2 protein-coding genes are annotated in these 598 nt (G+C 68.1%); both read right to left on the bottom strand.

Annotation, left to right across the window (positions count from 1 at the left end):
* Positions 1 to 400, bottom strand: a 400-nt coding sequence (recR, locus tag DMB66_RS60460) for a recombination mediator RecR (protein ID WP_125812738.1), incomplete at its 3' end; no start/stop codon positions are given.
* Positions 401 to 404: 4 nt separating this feature from the next.
* The coding region (locus DMB66_RS60455) for a YbaB/EbfC family nucleoid-associated protein (protein WP_148113009.1) at positions 405 to 598 on the bottom strand (194 nt) is incomplete at its 5' end.

The following is a 598-nucleotide window of genomic DNA, read 5'->3' as shown; positions in this document are numbered from 1 at the left end:
CGCCGGTGCTGAGCCTGATCAGCAGCTCACGGATCCGCAGGTTGTCCGGGCCGATGCCCTCGAGCGGATTGATGGCGCCACCCAGGACGTGATAGCGACCGCGGAACTCGCCGGTCCGCTCGATCGCGACGACGTCCTTGGGCTCCTCCACGACGCAGAGCACCTCGTTGCTGCGACGGGTGTCGCGGCAGATCCGGCACTGCTCCGACTCGGCGACGTTGAAACAGATCGTGCAGAACCGGACCAGCTCCTTCACCCTGCGCAGGGAGTTGGCCAGCCGGTTCACGTCGGCGGGATCGGCGGACAGGACGTGGAAGGCGATCCGTTGGGCGCTCTTCGGGCCCACGCCCGGCAGCCGGCCCAGCTCGTCGATCAGATCCTGGATGGCACCCTCGTACACAGGCTCAGAATCCCGGGAGGGAGAGGCCGCCCAGGCCGCCGGTGGCCGGACCCATCTTCTGCTCGGTCAGCTCCCGCACCGCCTCGGACCCGTTGTGGATGGCGGCGAGCACCAGATCCTCCAGCGTCTCGACGTCCTCCGCGTCGACCGCCTTCGGGTCGATCTTGATGGACTTGAACTCGCCCAGCCCGGTCACGA

Source organism: Actinoplanes sp. ATCC 53533, from assembly GCF_003947245.1.
The sequence above is the reverse complement of the archived record's forward strand: the minus strand, read 5'-3'. Positions and strand labels throughout refer to the sequence as shown.